Genomic DNA, 2375 nt, shown 5'->3' on the forward strand with positions numbered 1-2375 from the left:
AGGGCGATTCAGTAGCGCGCTCAAGACCCGAAGCGGAGTGATCTAGCCATGGGCAGGTTGAAGCGGAGGTAAGACTTCGTGGAGGACCGAACCCACCAGGGTTGAAAACCTGGGGGATGACCTGTGGTTAGGGGTGAAAGGCCAATCAAACTCCGTGATAGCTGGTTCTCCCCGAAATGCATTTAGGTGCAGCGTCGTGTGTTTCTTGCCGGAGGTAGAGCACTGGATAGGCGATGGGCCCTACCGGGTTACTGACCTTAGCCAAACTCCGAATGCCGGTAAGTGAGAGCACGGCAGTGAGACTGTGGGGGATAAGCTCCATGGTCGAGAGGGAAACAGCCCAGAGCATCGACTAAGGCCCCTAAGCGTACGCTAAGTGGGAAAGGATGTGGAGTCGCAGAGACAACCAGGAGGTTGGCTTAGAAGCAGCCACCCTTGAAAGAGTGCGTAATAGCTCACTGGTCAAGTGATTCCGCGCCGACAATGTAGCGGGGCTCAAGCGTACCGCCGAAGTCGTGTCATTGCAGCATGAGGGCCAACGCCCGCTGTGATGGGTAGGGGAGCGTCGTGTGCCGGGTGAAGCAGCCGCGGAAGCGAGTTGTGGACGGTTCACGAGTGAGAATGCAGGCATGAGTAGCGATACACACGTGAGAAACGTGTGCGCCGATTGACTAAGGGTTCCTGGGTCAAGCTGATCTGCCCAGGGTAAGTCGGGACCTAAGGCGAGGCCGACAGGCGTAGTCGATGGACAACCGGTTGATATTCCGGTACCCGCTTTGAAACGCCCAATATCGAGCCCATTAATGCTAAGGCCGTGAAGCCGCCCTGGATCCTTCGGGTGAAGGGGAGTGGTGGAGCCGCTGACCCAAGGTGGTAGTAGGTAAGCGATGGGGTGACGCAGGAAGGTAGTCCAGCCCGGGCGGTGGTTGTCCCGGGGTAAGGGTGTAGGCCGTGTGATAGGCAAATCCGTCACACATTAAGGCTGAGACCTGATGCCGAGCCGATTGTGGTGAAGTGGATGATCCTATGCTGTCGAGAAAAGCCTCTAGCGAGTTTCATGGCGGCCCGTACCCTAAACCGACTCAGGTGGTCAGGTAGAGAATACCGAGGCGTTCGGGTGAACTATGGTTAAGGAACTCGGCAAAATGCCCCCGTAACTTCGGGAGAAGGGGGGCCATCACTGGTGATCCGATTTACTCGGTGAGCTGGGGGTGGCCGCAGAGACCAGCGAGAAGCGACTGTTTACTAAAAACACAGGTCCGTGCGAAGCCGTAAGGCGATGTATACGGACTGACGCCTGCCCGGTGCTGGAACGTTAAGGGGACCGGTTAGTGACCTTTCGGGGTTGCGAAGCTGAGAACTTAAGCGCCAGTAAACGGCGGTGGTAACTATAACCATCCTAAGGTAGCGAAATTCCTTGTCGGGTAAGTTCCGACCTGCACGAATGGCGTAACGACTTCTCGACTGTCTCAACCATAGGCCCGGTGAAATTGCACTACGAGTAAAGATGCTCGTTTCGCGCAGCAGGACGGAAAGACCCCGGGACCTTTACTACAGTTTGATATTGGTGTTCGGTTCGGCTTGTGTAGGATAGGTGGGAGACTTTGAAGCCGTGACGCCAGTCATGGTGGAGTCGCCGTTGAAATACCACTCTGGTCGTGCTGGATGTCTAACCTCGGTCCGTGATCCGGATCAGGGACAGTGTCTGATGGGTAGTTTAACTGGGGCGGTTGCCTCCCAAAGGGTAACGGAGGCGCCCAAAGGTTCCCTCAGCCTGGTTGGCAATCAGGTGTTGAGTGTAAGTGCACAAGGGAGCTTGACTGTGAGACCGACGGGTCGAGCAGGGACGAAAGTCGGGACTAGTGATCCGGCGGTGGCTTGTGGAAGCGCCGTCGCTCAACGGATAAAAGGTACCCCGGGGATAACAGGCTGATCTTCCCCAAGAGTCCATATCGACGGGATGGTTTGGCACCTCGATGTCGGCTCGTCGCATCCTGGGGCTGGAGTCGGTCCCAAGGGTTGGGCTGTTCGCCCATTAAAGCGGTACGCGAGCTGGGTTTAGAACGTCGTGAGACAGTTCGGTCCCTATCCGCTGTGCGCGTAGGAATATTGAGAAGGGCTGTCCCTAGTACGAGAGGACCGGGACGGACGAACCTCTGGTGTGCCAGTTGTCCTGCCAAGGGCATGGCTGGTTGGCTACGTTCGGGAGGGATAACCGCTGAAAGCATCTAAGCGGGAAGCCTGCTTCGAGATGAGTATTCCCACCTCCTTGAGAGGGTAAGGCTCCCAGTAGACGACTGGGTTGATAGGCCGGATGTGGAAGCCCAGTAATGGGTGGAGCTGACCGGTACTAATAGGCCGAGGGCTTGTCCTCA

At 56.8% G+C, this 2375-nt stretch carries 1 rRNA gene; it reads left to right on the forward strand.

The features are described 5' to 3' along the window. Window positions 1-2374 (forward strand): 23S ribosomal RNA (locus ACZ68P_RS36160); the annotation flags it as partial. Window position 2375 lies beyond the last annotated feature (1 nt).

Source organism: Streptomyces sp. NPDC036822, from assembly GCF_055609145.1.